Annotated in this window: 17 protein-coding genes; 4 read left to right on the top strand and 13 right to left on the bottom strand. The window is 38.4% G+C overall.

What is annotated here, in order from left to right:
* Positions 1-66 precede the first annotated feature (66 nt).
* The 8 genes from PLE33_03290 to serC all read right to left on the bottom strand — a co-directional run bounded on the left by PLE33_03290 (position 67) and on the right by serC (position 5,414).
* Positions 67-189 (bottom strand): hypothetical protein, encoded by a 123-nt coding sequence (locus PLE33_03290; protein HPS60271.1) that lies wholly within the window; start codon positions 187-189, stop codon positions 67-69.
* Positions 190-286: 97 nt separating this feature from the next.
* Positions 287-928 carry a dephospho-CoA kinase gene (coaE, locus tag PLE33_03285; protein HPS60270.1) on the bottom strand — a complete coding sequence of 214 codons (642 nt, stop codon included), beginning with the start codon at positions 926-928 and terminating at the stop codon, positions 287-289.
* A complete protein-coding gene (gene cdaA, locus PLE33_03280) occupies positions 915-1,661 on the bottom strand; it encodes a diadenylate cyclase CdaA (protein ID HPS60269.1) in 747 nt (248 codons plus the stop codon). The genes coaE and cdaA overlap by 14 nt, the downstream gene beginning before the upstream one ends.
* Positions 1,662-2,495 carry a dihydropteroate synthase gene (gene folP, locus PLE33_03275; protein ID HPS60268.1) on the bottom strand — a complete coding sequence of 278 codons (834 nt, stop codon included), beginning with the start codon at positions 2,493-2,495 and terminating at the stop codon, positions 1,662-1,664.
* A complete protein-coding gene (locus PLE33_03270) occupies positions 2,488-3,201 on the bottom strand; it encodes a hypothetical protein (GenBank protein ID HPS60267.1) in 714 nt (237 codons plus the stop codon). The genes folP and PLE33_03270 overlap by 8 nt, the downstream gene beginning before the upstream one ends.
* Positions 3,201-3,605, bottom strand: a complete 405-nt coding sequence (locus tag PLE33_03265; protein HPS60266.1) for a biopolymer transporter ExbD — start codon at positions 3,603-3,605, stop codon at positions 3,201-3,203. The genes PLE33_03270 and PLE33_03265 overlap by 1 nt, the downstream gene beginning before the upstream one ends.
* Positions 3,602-4,228, bottom strand: a complete 627-nt coding sequence (locus PLE33_03260) for a MotA/TolQ/ExbB proton channel family protein (GenBank protein ID HPS60265.1) — start codon at positions 4,226-4,228, stop codon at positions 3,602-3,604. Before PLE33_03260 ends, PLE33_03265 begins: the two co-directional genes overlap by 4 nt.
* Before the next feature lie 100 nt (positions 4,229-4,328).
* Positions 4,329-5,414 (bottom strand): 3-phosphoserine/phosphohydroxythreonine transaminase, encoded by a 1,086-nt coding sequence (gene serC / locus PLE33_03255; GenBank protein ID HPS60264.1) that lies wholly within the window; start codon positions 5,412-5,414, stop codon positions 4,329-4,331.
* A 140-nt stretch (positions 5,415-5,554) separates the two neighbouring features.
* Here serC and PLE33_03250 point away from each other — a divergent pair, with 140 nt between their 5' ends.
* Genes PLE33_03250 through gltX form a run of 4 tightly spaced genes read left to right on the top strand, consistent with a single transcriptional unit; the run spans position 5,555 to position 9,638 of the window.
* Entirely contained in the window at positions 5,555-6,148 is a 594-nt protein-coding gene (locus tag PLE33_03250) for a Maf family protein (GenBank protein HPS60263.1), read from the top strand.
* Positions 6,145-7,608 (top strand): amidohydrolase family protein, encoded by a 1,464-nt coding sequence (locus PLE33_03245; protein ID HPS60262.1) that lies wholly within the window; start codon positions 6,145-6,147, stop codon positions 7,606-7,608. Before PLE33_03250 ends, PLE33_03245 begins: the two co-directional genes overlap by 4 nt.
* Positions 7,595-8,179: a hypothetical protein gene (locus PLE33_03240; GenBank protein HPS60261.1), complete on the top strand. Its 585-nt coding sequence runs from the start codon at positions 7,595-7,597 to the stop codon at positions 8,177-8,179. The genes PLE33_03245 and PLE33_03240 overlap by 14 nt, the downstream gene beginning before the upstream one ends.
* A 16-nt stretch (positions 8,180-8,195) precedes the next feature.
* Entirely contained in the window at positions 8,196-9,638 is a 1,443-nt protein-coding gene (gene gltX / locus PLE33_03235) for a glutamate--tRNA ligase (GenBank protein HPS60260.1), read from the top strand.
* A gap of 227 nt (positions 9,639-9,865) precedes the next feature.
* On the opposite strand, the gene PLE33_03230 is transcribed toward gltX, so the two are convergent.
* From PLE33_03230 to PLE33_03210, 5 genes are all read right to left on the bottom strand, one after another.
* Positions 9,866-10,696 carry a M55 family metallopeptidase gene (locus PLE33_03230; GenBank protein ID HPS60259.1) on the bottom strand — a complete coding sequence of 277 codons (831 nt, stop codon included), beginning with the start codon at positions 10,694-10,696 and terminating at the stop codon, positions 9,866-9,868.
* A complete protein-coding gene (locus PLE33_03225; GenBank protein ID HPS60258.1) occupies positions 10,693-11,610 on the bottom strand; it encodes a pseudouridine-5'-phosphate glycosidase in 918 nt (305 codons plus the stop codon). The genes PLE33_03230 and PLE33_03225 overlap by 4 nt, the downstream gene beginning before the upstream one ends.
* 55 nt (positions 11,611-11,665) lie before the next feature.
* Entirely contained in the window at positions 11,666-12,160 is a 495-nt protein-coding gene (locus PLE33_03220; GenBank protein ID HPS60257.1) for a septal ring lytic transglycosylase RlpA family protein, read from the bottom strand.
* Between the two features lie 736 nt (positions 12,161-12,896).
* Positions 12,897-13,772 carry a hypothetical protein gene (locus PLE33_03215; GenBank protein HPS60256.1) on the bottom strand — a complete coding sequence of 292 codons (876 nt, stop codon included), beginning with the start codon at positions 13,770-13,772 and terminating at the stop codon, positions 12,897-12,899.
* Positions 13,773-13,809: 37 nt separating this feature from the next.
* Positions 13,810-14,952 carry a site-specific DNA-methyltransferase gene (locus PLE33_03210; GenBank protein HPS60255.1) on the bottom strand — a complete coding sequence of 381 codons (1,143 nt, stop codon included), beginning with the start codon at positions 14,950-14,952 and terminating at the stop codon, positions 13,810-13,812.
* Between the last annotated feature and the right edge of the window lie 510 nt (positions 14,953-15,462).

The raw sequence follows: 15,462 nt of genomic DNA, 5'->3' as shown, positions 1-15,462 counted from the left end.
CTAAGTTGAATCTCTTATGCTGCCTTAAAATATCTTTAACGATTCTTTAACGAGGTTAATGTATTGTTAAAGAGTCGTTAAAGCGTCGTTAAGGAAGTGGCTTGGCAACAGGTATTTATAATTAGTCCCCAAAGTAATTTTATAACCCAATATGCTGACAGGAACATAGCTTCTTTCTTGTAATTTCATTCAGGAAAAGGCAACGCTATCATCGCTAACTCAAAAAATAAAAATGTGCAGGGATAAATGACTTTGGTTCTTTGGGTAAAAGAATAGCTTCTGTTGCTTACGCAAAAGGACGAGTTTTTTTATACTGTAAATACGGGATTTTTTCTATAAAAGCAGCAGCAGCTTTTTGTAATTTATCCAAATCACTTTCATTTTCAATAACCAAATCTACCAAAAGTCGCTTTTCCGTATCCGGTAATTGGTGTAACAACCGTTGTTGAGCTTTAATTCTATCTTCCCCTCTTTTTTCCAAACGCTGCAGAAGCGTTTCCAGAGGTGCACTAATCAATATAATATAATCAAAGCAATCCTGTAAATTTGCCTCAAAAAGGAGAGGAACTTCAAAGCAAAGAGCTTTCTCGGCACTTTGTTCAACTATTTGTTGAAAGTCCTTCAGCACCAAGGGATGAATAATAGAATTCAAATAATTCGTTTCTGTGACGCTATTGAAAACCTTCTCGGCTAAAAGCTTGCGATTTATCTTCAGCTTGGTTTTATCTTCTGTAAAAAAAAGAATATCTTTGGAATAACGATTAACTAAAGCCCTGACAACTTCAGGGTCTTCCAAATGTTTATTGGCTAAAGCATCTGCCGAAATTACTCTTAAGCTCCCGGCAGCAAGAAAATTGCAAAAGACGCTTTTCCCGCTGCCCATATTTCCCGTAATTCCGATTAGGAATGGATCGTTATTTTGTAGCATCAGTTAAAATCTGCAACAATTCTTCAAAGGCAACATCGGTTTGAATCTTTCCGGAACGAGCTACGGAAACCTGTCCTGTTTGTTCAGATACAATAATCGCAATCGCATCGCTGATTTCTGTGATGCCTATTCCGGCAAGATGCCTGGTGCCAAATTTATGCATATATTCCGGCTTTTGGGAAAGGGGTAAAACTACTTTGGCAGCCATAATTCTTTGATCCCGGATAATAATTGCTCCATCATGCAACACACTTTTAGGATTGAAAATAGTAAGTATCAAACGCATTGAAACAGCTGCATCAAGTGGTTCTCCGCTATAGATAAATTCATTCAACTTGCGTTTATTTTCCAACACTATCAAGGCACCTATTTTGCGAAAACTCATTGACGAAACAGCATCTATCAGAGGAGCATATAGAGAGGATTTTTCCTGCTTATTAAATGCCTTGCTAAGCTCACGCGGAAGATTAAGACGCGCTAAAATTGAACGCAATTCCGGCTGAAAAATAATGACTACGGCAATAAACCAATAATTACGAATAGCACTTAAAAGCGAGCCCACCATCTTTAAATTGAAAACAACTGCCAAGATATAGAGAATAACTACAAACAACAAACCCCATAAAACTTGATAACCGCCGGATTTACGCACAATCAGCAATGCCTGATAAATGAGAAAAGCAATGATGAGAATATCTACAATATCCTGAAAGCGGGGAATTAAAAATTCCATTTAGTCCCTTTTTGCCTTGGCAATAGCAGTTAAGACCTCAAAAAACTGCTTGTGCAAAAGAACATCGTGAACACGCAAGATATTTATTTCTGCAAAAGCAGATACTAAAGCAGCTGCAAGGCATCCACCTAGGCGTTGTGAAGGTGACGAAGGTGAAATTTTATCTATAAAACTCTTTCTGCTGGCACCTACGACAAGAGGTAAACCGAATTCCTTAAATGTTTTCAAATTAGCAAGAATAGCCAAATTATGCTGCAAGTTTTTCCCGAAACCAATGCCCGGATCAAGTATAATATTTTCTCTTAAAATGCCTTGGGTAACACAAAAATCAATGCGCTCCTGAAAGAAGACATTGATTTCCCTCAACACATCTTGATAAACAGGATTTAATTGCATCGTGTAAGGAGTTCCCTGCATATGCATCAGGATTATTTTAACCTGTGGATGGGCAGCTAAGAGTTCTGCTAAAGCAGGATCAGTTCTAAGAGCTGAAATATCATTGATGATGGTAGCACCATTCGCTATCGCTTTTTCCGCAACAGTAGCTTTTTGAGTATCAACGGAAAAAGATACCTCCGGGTATTTTGCTTTAAGATAACTTAAAATAGGGATTATCCTTTGGATTTGTATATCTGCGGAAACAGGCAAAGAACCCGGACGAGTTGATTCTGCTCCTATATCAATTATCTCTGCTCCTTCAGCTATCATTGTTTCCGTATGCTTTAATGCCAATTCTCTATCCAAAAACTGTGCTCCATCAGAAAAAGAGTCCTCTGTAACATTCAGAATGCCCATTAAAACAGGTATCTGTTCTGGAAAGCAATATTCATTCATTGATAACAAACCTGCAACGCAGACGATAAAGTTGTCTGGGATTATAACTGCCTTTAAAACCGAACTTCCATAAAGGCATTACTTTCCTTACTGCTTCAGCATAAGTAGCATTAGTATAGGAAATAACATTCACACTGTTCATATTAACTAAACCCTTTGCCGTCAGTTTAAATTCCAGATAAACTTCCCCTTCTTCAGTAGGAGAAATTTGAGGGTGCGCCTGATGGATGAAATATGCTTCTCCCCCGCCTTCTTCCAAAGTAGTGGAAAAGGCAAAATTACGCTCAGCTGATGTTCCGGGAATTGCATTCAAAGCATTGGCATTACGATTGCGGGAATAACTATTTGGCAAAGTTGTTTTAGTGTCTTCTTCCGTAAACGCAGATAGAGGCATCGCTATAGCCGGTTCGCTATCTCCAATGCCCGAAGGGGTATCATTAGAAATAATAAGTTCCGTATTCCCCGGATTTCCTGCCGATATTGTTTTTGCTGCCTCTGCATTGTTATTTTTGCCGTTTGCGATAGCTTCTTTATTAGCTGGCTCCATTACAGTGCTATCCTTTAAGGGCTCCCATTCAAAAGAATACCATTTTTCCGGAAGATAGGGTTGGATAACATATAAGGCAAAAAGCAAAAACAGCAAGAGATGGAACACGGCAGAAAGGAAATAACCATTTAAGAGCTTGGCAGGAGAAAAGCGACGCACTATTTATTCTCCACCGCTGTCGTAGCTACAAAAATTCTCTCATAGCCAACGCTGCGAACTATATCCATCAGGTTTATCAGCTTTTGCACTGGAACCTGTTTCTCAATGGCAATGCGGACAATCTGCTCTGGATTTTGATATTTTTGCCCTAAAATAGTTTTCAGTTCTTCCATCGTTATCGGTTTATCCATAAAAAACAAGCGTCCGTCTCCATAAAAAGTAATTAACAGGGTCGGAGAGCTTTGTCTTACAGCAGTGGAAGAGCCGGGAAGCTTTATCGGCAAACCCGTTTGGCTGACGAAATTTGAGCCGATTAGCAAAAACAGCAACAACAGGAAGATAACATCCGTCATTGATATCAGCATTGTGGTGGAAATACGCTGTTTGGAAACACGCAATTTCATAGTTTACTCTGTTTTAAGTTCTTGTATTTGATGATATACTCAATGGCTGTATCCTGCATATCTTTAACAATGTTTTCCAGTTTCTGCACTAAATCGTTGTAAAAAATGATGGTGGCTATCCCTACAATTAAACCTCCTACCGTAGTTAACAAGGCAACCCAGATTCCCCCTGCAAGCATAGAAATATCCACTCCGCTTTGGCTGCCTGCCTGAATTTTCATAAAAACATTCACCATACCAATAACAGTGCCTAAAAAACCGATTAACGGGGCAATCGCTGCAAAGGTAGAAAGCCAACCCAATCCTTTTTCCAACCGATGCAATTCCAGGTTTGCCGTGGCTTCCATACTTTGGTTAATCAAATCCAGGTCATCACTTTGGCTGTTAAAAAGTTTATCCAGCATCACACCCATCGGGCATGAGCTGTTGTGCATATTTATAAGAGCACGATAATTTTCCAGTTTATCCTGCCCTTTCAAGGTTTGCAGCAGTTTGTAATTGGCAAGCCGCACTTTTCTAAACTGCCGATATTTTTCAATTACGATACCTATGCTGATAACGGAAATAACCGTCAGCACATACATCAGGAAGCCGCCTTTGGCAATTAGATTTAATAGAGACATTGAACCTCGCCTATAAATTTTCTCTGCTAAAAATCAACTGCTGCAGCATTGTAAAAATACTACAGCAGTTTATAATAATCAGGGTTTTAAAAGGGTTAAATTATCCATTCTGTTGTTGGAAATTCTTCATAAATTCAGCCAAAGTGTGAGCTGCATTCAAAGGAAGTGCATTATAACAGGAAGCACGGCATCCTCCTACATCACGATGACCTTTCAAACCAATCATTCCATTCTTTTTGGCTTCACTCACAAAAAGATTTTCCAGTTCTTCGCTGGGAAGGCGAAAAGTGATATTCATCAAAGAACGGTCTTCAGGAACAACAGTTCCCCTATAGAAACCATCGGAGGCATCAATTACATCGTAAATGTATTTCGCCTTGGCTTTGTTATTTGCTTCAATTTTAGCAAGTCCGCCATAATCCTCAATCCATTTTAACACTAACCCAATCATATAAATAGTGAAACAGGGAGGAGTATTATACAAGCTGCCGTTTTTGGCGTGCAATTGATAATCCAGCATAGAAGGCAGATTTGTAGCTCCGGTAGATAAGAAGTCCTTCTTCACTAAAACAACTGCACAACCAGCAGGACCGATATTCTTTTGGGCACCGGCATAAATTAAACTGTATTTGTTAATCTCAACGGGCTTGCTCATAAAGTTTGAGCTCATATCAGCAATTAACGGAATTTCTTTGGGAACATCAGGATCGGTTTTCCATTCGGTGCCGTAAATAGTATTATTCGTAGTAATATGCAGGTAGGCAGGATTATCTGACAGTTGATAGGTTTTGGGAATATAGCTGAAGCTTTTATCTTCAGAACTGGCTGCAATATGCACTGGTTTACCTATCTTTTTAACTTCTCCCATTGCCTTTTTGCTCCACACACCGGTATGGATGAAATTCGCAATCTTACCTTCCGGGATAAAGTTCAGCGGAACCATCAAGAATTGTAAACTGGCACCACCATGCAGGAAAAGCACATCCCAGTCATCACCAATGCCATAAATCCGTTTTGCAGCATCTCTGGCTTCATTGATAATTGCTTCATACTCTTTACTGCGATGGCTCATTTCCATAACGGAAAGACCCATCCCTTTGTAATTGAAAAGGTCTGCCTGTGCCTCTCTAAGCACTTCTTCGGGCAGAACTGCAGGACCGGCGTTAAAGTTATGTACGCGTTCCATTTGTATCCTCCTGGATATATTTTTCTTCTAAGGAACTATAAAATCTGAGGTCAAGCTTTCAGGCAAGTTATTTTTTAGCAACTGAGAATTTTATTGACTGAAAACCGCTATTTTGTTCTATGCAGCAAAGGATTAAAGTGATGATACATAATTTGTTAAGCCATAAAAAAGTAATTCTTGCTTCTGCTTCACCTCGCAGACAAGAATTATTTTCTCTCTTGGGTATTGCCTATCAGATTATTCCCGCAGAGATTGAAGAAAAGGTTAATGATAAATTACCGCAAAATCAGGCAATGGAAAATGCCTTGCTTAAAGCGAAAGCAGTGCTGAACAAAGTGCCTGATGACGCTTTAATTGTAGCTGCGGATACTTTGGTAGCGATAGATAATATTATCTTAGGCAAACCACAAGACATTACGGAAGCTAAAGGTTATCTCAGTATCCTTTCCGGTCGCCGGCATAGTGTTTTTACCGGTATCTGTATTTACTGCAACGATACAGTTAATATCAGCTACGAGCAAACCTTTGTGCAATTTGCCCCGCTAACCGAAGCTGAAATAGATGCCTATATTGCCACTGGAGAGCCGATGGATAAAGCAGGTGCCTATGGAATTCAAGGTTATGGAGCACAATTTATAATCAAAGTAGAAGGATGTTATTTCAATGTGATGGGCTTCCCGATTCGGTTATTTTATGATTTGCTGAAGCAAATTTTAGGTAAGGAAGAACAGTGAAAGTTTTATCTAATCTCTATCTTTGGGTGAATGACAGGTTTACCGCAGAACCCCAATCTTTATTAGTAGAAAAGGGAATTATTATAGAACAGCTGCCCTATCCTGTTCCGGAACAATATAAGCAGCTCTATCAACAGGATTTTGCCGGGGCTTATGCCTATCCGGGCTTTATTGATACTCACACTCACAGTTTTGAAGGGGGCTTATATTCCCTTGGGGTAGATTTATCTATAGCCAAAAACATTGCAGAGGTTTTGGAATTGCTCTCTGCTGAAAGTGCAAAAAAGACAAAAGATGAAATAATCTTTGCCTGGCAGCTGGATGAAACCTCATTAGCAGAAAAGCGTTTTCCTACGGTTCCAGAACTGGATTCCGCTGTTCCTGGTAAACCATTGCTTTTAAGAAGAATAGATGGTCATTCCTGTATGCTCAATTCCTTTGCCCGGAAGCAAATTAAGGATTTGGATACCGATAGGGAAATTTTGCGGGGAGCAGAAAATGACAGGGCAGTTCATTATTTTCATAGTTGCTTAACAGATGATAGGATTTTGGAAGCTTATCAGGTATCAGCTAAACTTGGCTTGCAAGCAGGTTTTTGCAGTTTACATACAATGATTGGCAACGCTCAGAACAGTATTACTCATTATGAGCTTATCAGAGATAACTTGGATCAATTTCCTTTGCGTTTTATCCTCTATCCTCAATCTTTTAATATTGAAGCAGCTTTGAATGCAGGAGCCCAAAGAATCGGAGGTTGCATTTTAGCAGATGGCTCCATCGGTTCAGAAACCGCAGCTGTTTCTGAGCCCTATTTAAACAGCACTTCCCGAGGTGTTCTCTATCAGAGTGATGAATTCTGGCAGCAATTTATAAACGAAGCAAGTAAACACAATTTACAGGTAGCAGTTCACTGTATTGGAGATAGAGCAATTCGGCAAATAAATAATGTTTATAAAGCTATTCCTGCTACGGAAGAATTACGCCACGAGCTAATTCATTGTGAGTTAACGGACGATGCATTGATTCAGGAAATTGCCATTTCTAAAGCAGTTCCTGTTATGCAACCCAATTTTGATCTGCTGTGGGGTGGAGAAAATGGCTTTTATGCCAAGAAATTAGGCATTAAGCGTAGCCAAATAATGAATCGCTTTGCTACCTTACTAAAAGCCGGAATTACTATTACCGGTGGTTCGGATTGGTATGTAACCCCGCTAAATGCAGCCCAATCAATCAATGCTGCTATCCATCATCATAATCCGCAGGAGGGTTTAACCATTGCCCAGGCAATTGATATTTACACCAAAAATGCTGCCTGGCTAAACTTTGAAGAGCATTGTGCAGGACAGATAAAACCATCTTATGTAGCCGATTTATCAATTTATTCGCAACCGGTAGAAAAAGAAACATCGCAGCTTTGTTATGTTGTAAGAAAAGGTGAAATTAAGTATGCAGCACAATAACGCTAACGGCAGGGCAATGGATATTAAGCAGATTATTTCTCTGGAACTAACTCTTCATCCTCATTTGCAGTTGATTGATATTTATAAACTTGTCTTTCAAGCATATCTGGGACCCGCACACCTGATTTCAGATAAGGATGAGGCAGCCAAAAGAATTATGACCGAAATGCTATTACATCCTGAACCCTATAGACCGTTTAAACAGGATATCGGTTCCTGTAATGGCTTTTTTCGTTTAAGCTTGGATTTATTGCTTCCAAACAAAAGTATGCGCCCGGAGAAAGCGATAACCGAACTTTACCGTAAGAGCTATATTTTAGCGGAATATATGCAAGAATCCGTTTTGGATTATACTTATAATTTAGATATAACTAAACTCTGGAAAGAGGCAATACCCGTTGTCCAGGAATTGGCAGTGTTTGATATAACAGAATGGCAGGAAGTGAATACTATTGCAGAAAGCAAAGCTATTCCAAGGCATTCACAGCAATATAAAATTCATTATAACCCCAAATATCGGGTGTTAAAATATCAGTTTTACAATTCCATTGAACAGTTATTGGAAAAATAAGGATAAGGAATTTCTTATGCAACAAGTTCGTGTGCGTTTTGCTCCCAGTCCAACAGGTTTTTTACATATTGGGGGTTTGAGGACTGCTCTTTACAATTATCTCTTTGCCCGTAAAGAACAGGGAACCTTTATTCTCCGGATTGAAGATACAGACCAAAGTAGAATTGTTCCCGGAGCCGTAGAAAATCTGATTGCTTCTTTACATAATTTAGGGTTGGATTTTGATGAGGGACCAGGTAAAGAAGGAAGTTTCGGACCCTATATTCAATCCCAACGCCTGAATTTATACCATCAACAGGCACAGTATTTATTGGAAAAGGGCTTTGCCTATCCCTGTTTTTGTTCATCCGAAACATTAACAAAGATGCGAAAAGAACAACAGGAAAAAGGGGAATTTGTTAAATATGACCGTCGTTGTCTGTCTTTAAGTAAAGCTGAAGTTGAAAGCAAGATAGCCGCTGGTGAAAAATATGTAATTCGTTTAAAAATGCCGGATAACCGCAGATTTCGCTTTTATGATTTGATTCGGGGTGAAGTAGAAATAGATTCCAGCCAGTCCGATGACCAGGTTTTACTGAAAAGTGATGGATTTCCTACTTACCATCTGGCAGCTGTTGTAGATGACCATTTTATGCAAATTTCTCATATCATCCGAGGGGAAGAATGGCTTTCCAGCACTCCCAAACATATTTATCTTTATGAATGTTTAGGGTGGGAAGCGCCAAAATGGGTGCATTTACCTTTAATTCTTAATCCTGATCGCTCAAAATTAAGCAAACGGATGAATGATGTATCCGTAGATAACTATTTAGCTAAAGGATATTTAAAAGAAGCTATAGTTAATTTTGTGGCTTTACTGGGTTGGCATCCTGCTGATGAACGCGAACTTTTTACTCTGGAAGAACTCTGTGAATTTTTTGCTCTGGAAAAAGTGAATAAGGCAGGCGCAATTTTTGATTTGACCAAACTGGAATGGATGAATGGACATTATTTACGCTCTCTGCCTTTGGAAGAAATTGCCTTGCGTTGTAAACCACTTTTTTTAGAAAAGGGTTATGATATCAGCAACCCTGAAAAATATAACCTCTGCATCGCAGTTGCCAGAGAAAGATGTTCTTTACTGAATGAAATTGTGGACTACTGTAAAATGTTTTATCTGCCGGATACATTAACCGAAGAGGAAGAAAAAATACTTGCTACTCCTGAAGCGCAGAAAGTCCTTTCCTGGTTTGTCCAGAAATTACCAACTGTAACTAATTGGGAAACGGAAGAAATCCAAAATATAATCAATGCCGGCATAGCAGAATCGGGAATTAAGGGAAAGGCATTTTACACCCCTTTGCGTTTAGCTTTAATAGGTAAAATGCACGGTCCTGAATTACCTTCCACTTTTGCCATTATTGGGGTGGAGGAATCTGTGAAGCGCTTGAAAAGCTACTTGCTAAACAATAACGAGTAAAGTAAGTAAGGGTCATTAGCGTTTATATAAACTTTTACCTACCCTCAAACTTATTTAGTTATAAGCACTCCTGACTTATAATCAAATCTCTTTTCCTCTTTCTCTCTTTGTAAAATCATCTCTCTTTTCTCTTTTTCTCTTTTCCTCTTTTCCTCTTTGTAAAAATATCTATTTCGCTATCTCTCTCTTTCCATCTCGCCATCTCACCATCTCGCTTAACTCTTTTTTTACAATGTCGCTCCGTAAGCCAGTGTCACCAGAGCCATTATCGCTTCAAAAATAACCCCGTAATCGTCATCCACATATTCTATAGTTCTTCCATCAAGGCGTTTGGAATGGGGTAATAAAGCAGCGCAATCGGTTATAGAAGTAGAATGGAATTCAATTTTCAGGCGGATTGGACTGGAGAAAGTATATAGAGGTATATCTTTTTTTGTTAAAGATGCCTGAACGGCTTTCACCAGTTCTTCTTTCACGATGATAGAAGAATAATTCTTAGCGGCAAATTTGGCTACTGCTTCTTTAGTTCTAACAAAATGCACCCAGGGCATAGCTTCAGCGATTTGTTCTTCCAATGCCTTATCTCCACTTATTAAAGCCACGGGGACACCTTTATAACCTGCATAAGCAGAATTTATCATTGCTTCATTCATCGGGATGTCATTAATCCAAATTCTGAATATCTTGCTGTTAGAATAGGTATGATCCATATTACCTTTCCAGGTTCCTGTGCCGGAATGATAGCCCAGTAAAAACACCAGAGAATAGTCACTATCAAAAGCAGGCATCATATATTGGGGTCGGGGTCCGCCTGAGATTAACGATATTCTTTTATCCAATGCGGTTATATCGTAGCTTAAGTTATCTCCCCCACTGTGGGAATCGGCAATAGTAATTTCTTCAATAAAATCCTTAAATCCGCTATATAAAATAGCATTCAGGCAGTCCGTGATATGTGTTTGATAGTTTTTAAGCACTTCGGGACGGTTAGTTTTTTCCTGTTCCCAGTTAAAAGTTCCGGGGATACCTTCCATATCGGTTGAAATGTAAATTTTCATTGTAGCTCCTTAGCTATTTGCGCACCGACAATAATATTGTTTTTAAGCAGTGCCAGGTTACTTTGAACTGATTGCCCTTTTGTTTTTTCCGCCAAATTTGCCAGCAGAAAAGGAGTTAGTTCCTTGCCTGAAATATTTTTTGCCTTTGCTGCAGCAATTGCCTCTGTAATATATTTATCCATTTTGCTATAAGGAATTTCATCTTTTTCCGGCACCGGATTTGCCACCAGAATTCCTGTTGGATATGGATATAATTTCAGCATCGCCTGATATATTTTTACCACATCTTGGGCGTTTTCAATTCTGTCTATTTTTTTTCCGCTAACTCTGGAATAGAAAGCAGGAAATTCATCGGTTTTCCAACCCAGCACTGGAACGCCATAACTTTCCAGAACTTCCAGCGTAGTAGAAATATCCAAAATGGCTTTACAACCAGCGGAAACAACAATTACCGGAATTTCCGCAAGCGATTTCAGGTCGGAAGAAATATCCAGGGTCTCATTCCAAAATCTATGTACTCCGCCTATTCCACCTGTGGCAAAAACCTTTATTCCGGCTTTACAGGCAAGCAGCATTGTGGCAGAAACGGTTGTCCCTCCGCTTTTTTTATAAGCTGTGGAATAGGGAATATCCCGCATTCCAAACTTCTGTATTTCTTCTCCGTTTTTCATTTTGTGCTGCAGATTTTCTTTTTCCGCTTGGGTAATGCCAATATGAATTTTACCGTCCAGAATAATGATTGTAGCTGGCTCAACTTCAAGCTCCAGACAAAGTTCTTCCAAGGTCTGCAATATTTCCAAATTTTCAGGATAGGGTAAGCCATGCGTAAGCACAGTAGATTCCATTGCCAAAATCGGTTTTTTTTCAGCAATTGCCTGCTGCACAGAGAAGGAAAGTGTTAAAAGCGGTTGCATCTTTAGTTACCTGTCTTTATCCATAACAAGTTGTGAATAAGGAATGATAACTATTTTAATTTTTCGCCAGCAGCGTATCGTTATAAACCTGCTCTAAAACTTCCACCTGAACAGGAAGAACCCCCGCAGCCAACATCCCTATTTCTTTGGCAGCAGCATACGAAAGATCAATATCTCTGCCACGATTGAAGGGACCTCTATCGTTTACACGCACGATAACGGATTTGCTGTTTTGAGGATTGGTTATTTTTAAGAAGGTTTGAAAGGGGAGGGTTTTGTGGGCACAAGTTAAGGCATCGCGGCTATATCTTTCGCCACTTGCTGTTTTTCTGCCCTGAAATCGTTTAGAATAATAAGTAGCGACCATCGTTTCACCCGGAGGTGATCCCGGTGGCTCCTGAGTGTGCAAAGAGTCAATCACAGCCACAGTTTTATCTGCAATAAACTCTTCCCCGCTTAAGCTTGCCATATTTTGAGCAATTACCGGTGCAATAAACATTACCTGAATCCCAATTAGACAAGCCAGTAATTTTTTCTTGTGTTTCTTCATCATTGTCCTTAGCTCATTTGATGAGAGGAATAATTTTTTAGGACTGGACATCCTGTCAAGCAAAAATTTCCTTATGGGGATTATTCAATTATATTTCAATCAGTTATACAATTTGTTACCTGCCTCTTGCTTTTTCTTCTTATGTTCCTTTAACATATCTTTAACGATTCCTTAACGAGGTTAAAGAAGTGTTAAGGAAGCTCTAAAGGATTATTAAAGAAATGGCTATGTTACAGCAATTACGGCTATCTTACTATGTGAGGCAAAAGTGCTTTGCTATTAAATCCGCTGCAGATGGTTTTGTGTAGCCGGAGGATGCCGTTCCTCCGCAATGTTGATGCCCTTATCAAAAGCTTGGCAAGTTTTATTTCGTTACTATGAAGAGCTCTAAAACGAAATAACTCGGTTGCCCGTGGAACGACAAGATGTCGTTCTTCCGGGTAGTTGATGCCCTCTTCAAAAACTTGGCAATTTTTTTATCGTTACTATGAAGAGCGCTATAATGAAATAACTCAGTTGCAAGTGGAACGACAAGATGCCGTTCTTCCGGGTAGTTGATGCCCTCGTCAACCACATTTTTTATTTTACAGCGTTACTATGAAGAGCTCTAAAACGAAATAACTCGGTTGCAAGTGGAACGACAAGATGTCGTTCCTCCGGGTAGTTGATGCCCTCTTCAACCAGTTGGCAAGTTTTATTTTCTGAGAATATGATATTCAGTATATCAGTTTTATCATTATGGAGAATAAATCAGGTCATTAATAATATCAGAAAGAGATTTATAAAGATTCCGGTATATTTCTGATTCTTGACTGTGGAAATAATCTTTGAGGTATTTCAGGGTTAATTTCTCGGGAAATAAAATAGGAAATATTTCTTTCACGACAGCTGAATTAGAAAACAGGTTTCTATATATTGAAGGATTAAGGTCTTTAATTTCTTCGTATGATTTTTGGGGACTATTATCAAAATTCAATTCCGGTAATTCGGGTATTTCTTTTTTCCACTTTGCCAAATATCTAATAATCTCATCCCAAATATCAGGACGACCAATAAACTCAAATAACTCACTACCATATAATAGATGAAGCGCTTTTACTCCATAGCTTTTTTTAATTTTACATATCTCAGCAAGATAATAATTCTTATTTTTCTTAAATTCAGGATCAATGAAGTAAAAGAACCCATTCACTTTATTGGGGGGATATTTCTTAATCAGAGAATATAATTTATCTTCAAAATTTCGTATCTGACCCCTTTTCTTTGTGGAATCATGATCATCGCGGATTTTTTGTTCAATGAAATATATCTCTTCATTCATCCAAAAGCACTGATCAATAGAAAGCATATTTCCGTTTTTCCCTTGCAAATTGTGATCTAATATTTTACTGCCAATAAGTTGGAAGTATTTTTCTACAATGGACTCAAAAGCTTCCCCGAATTTGATTTCATGGGACTGCAACAAATTTTGCATAACTTTCGCCTTGGCTCTTGTAGGTCTAAATAAACCGATAAACCTGTTGGGATTTTTAGATATTTTGTCTAACAAATCCGGTTTAGAGCTTTCAAAGATTTTCTCATTTAGGATTTGTGTAAATTGGTTATATTCCATAAGATGCATAAAATTTTACTCCTTATAAGATATGCCTTTATTGATAGTTAAACATTATCTCCTGAATAAAATCTGATTTTTTAATCCCAAGTTGTTCTTGCTCATATTGATAACGAAGATCATTGATGCTTACTAAGGTATTGTCTCTTTTCACAAACCAAAATCCCCAGCCATTATTGCTTGTCTTACCTATAATCAAAGCACTTATTTTATGAATAGACCCGATCTGCCCATTGTAATTGATTGAAGAATCAGCCATCACTTGTGCAGAATATCGACAATTATCAGAATATAAGAATTCACCAACTTTAACATAACCTTTTTCAATTAGATTTCCGAAAGGTACTTTAGGAGTTCTTTTTTCAATTAAATATTCAAGTAAGGGTTTCTCCAAGGGAATTATCTTTTGCACCCTTTCTTGGGATATTTTCACATAGAGCTCTTCCTTTTCAAAGGCAATGTATTTTCTACCCAACCTTTTGGCGACTGCTGCCGTTGTTCCGCTTCCGGAAAAAGGATCCAATACAATATCTCCAGGATTGGAAGTTGAGATAATTATTCTATATAGTAACTCAGCGGGTTTTTGCGTAGAATGAGCTTTTTGTCCATTTATTTTTATTCTCTCTTCTCCCTGACAAATTGGTATTAACCAGTCACTCCTCATCTGGATATCATCATTCATCACTTTCATAGAATGATAATGGAAAGTATAGTTGGAAGATTTGCTCTTAGTAGCCCAAATAAGATTTTCATGGGCATTATTAAACCTTGTGCCTTTGAAATTAGGCATAGGATTTGTCTTGATCCAAATAATATCATTGAGAATCCAGAATCCCAGGTTTTGCATTATTGCCCCGATCCGATAGATATTATGGTATGTGCCAATTACCCAAAAACAACCGTTGGGTTTCATTACTCTATAACATTCCCTAAGCCATTTCTCTGTGAAGATATCATAATCCTTCATTGAATCAAATTTGTCCCAATCATCATTTACACCATTGACCTTGGTCTGATTTGGCCTGTATAATTCCCCTGAAAGTTGTAGGTTGTAAGGCGGGTCAGCAAAAATCAGATCAATAGAATTATCGGGAAGTTCCCTAATTAATTCTATGCAATCACCTTGGATAATAATATTCTCTTGCATAATAAAATTAACTTTTCCTTTAGATTTTAACATTGCTGGATGGTTAAGCCATAGCTGATTTATTTACTTTTCTTTTATATCTGATTATGTCAAGGAGAATTTAGCGCTCAAGCTCCCTTTTTTTATAACAGTATCATATAAGTTGTTAAAATTCAGCACTTTTCCTCTTATATTGATTGATGTCGTGTCTTGCTAAATAGGTAAAACAAACAGTAATAAACTTAATAAATAGAGGTCTATGGCAAAAAAGCAAGGTGCAATGCCCTGAAACTTTCATTTTCTTCTATTTCTACATAACCAGCTAATTTTTTGTGTAGCCGGAGGATGCCGTTCCTCCGCAATGTTAATGCCCTCTTCAAAAACTTGGCAATTTTTTTATCGTTACTATGAAGAGCGTAATAATGAAATAACTCGGTTGCAAGTGGAACGACAAGATGTCGTTCCTCCGCAATGTTGATGCCTTCGTCAACCAGCTGGCAAGTTTTATTTCGTTACTATGAAGAGCGTAATAATGAAATAACTCGGTTGCAAGTGGAACGACAA

Source organism: Candidatus Cloacimonas sp., assembly GCA_035403355.1.
In the GTDB taxonomy this organism is placed as follows: domain Bacteria; phylum Cloacimonadota; class Cloacimonadia; order Cloacimonadales; family Cloacimonadaceae; genus Cloacimonas.
Note: the sequence above shows the minus strand (reverse complement) of the source record. Positions and strands in the feature narration are given on the sequence as shown.